Below are 688 nucleotides of genomic sequence, written 5' to 3'. Positions count from 1 at the left end.
TTTCGCCTTCGAGGACTATCTGTCCCTGGTGGACTACACGGGTCGGGCCATCGACCCGAGGAAGAAGGGCACCATTGCCGACACCCAGCCCCAGATCCTGCGGCGGCTGGGACTCGCCCCGGATCAGTGGCTGGCTCAGAGTACGCAATTTGAGGCTCTGTACCGGCCGCAGCGGCGACGATCAGCGGCCTGAAGGTCTCTCCTCCTTTATTGGTTTTTCCGTGCTGCGGTTATATACCGAGGATGGTCTGTGCCTGCCGTGCGTATGCCGGGAGCGGATTTCAGGGGGAAATCAGCGGCTGACGGTAGTTTCGGGCTCGGGATATGGAGAACGGCGGGAAAGGGGTGTTGGGCCTATCGGGATTACGCGAATAGCCGAGTAAAAGGATCAAGAGTGCCTGTCCCTTCCAGCTTCCTCCCGGTGGACGTGCGCGTGGTGTGCGCCACCCACCAGGACCTGTCCGGCCTGATCGCCGAAGACGCCTTTCGGGAAGACCTGTTCTACCGCATCAGCGAGATCACCATCGTCATCCCGCCCCTCAAGGACCGCACCGGCGACGCCCACGTGCTGGCCCGCCTGCTCCTCAAGCGCTTCGCCGACCAGCAGGGTCGCGCCATCAAGGGCTTCGCCCCGGACGCCGTCCAGGCCATCGAACACCACAGCTGGCCCGGCAACGTACGCGAGATC

The 688-nt window shown here is 63.4% G+C and carries 2 pseudogenes; both read left to right on the top strand.

Features of this window, described 5'->3' with window-relative positions:
* A pseudogene (locus LPW29_RS15270) lies at nucleotides 1-193 on the top strand (hypothetical protein); the annotation flags it as partial.
* 222 nt (nucleotides 194-415) lie between these two features.
* Nucleotides 416-688: pseudogene (locus LPW29_RS15265) on the top strand (sigma 54-interacting transcriptional regulator); the annotation flags it as partial.

It is taken from the genome of Ectothiorhodospira sp. 9100, from assembly GCF_022227565.1.
GTDB lineage: Bacteria > Pseudomonadota > Gammaproteobacteria > Ectothiorhodospirales > Ectothiorhodospiraceae > Ectothiorhodospira > Ectothiorhodospira marina.
The sequence above is the reverse complement of the archived record's forward strand: the minus strand, read 5'-3'. Positions and strand labels throughout refer to the sequence as shown.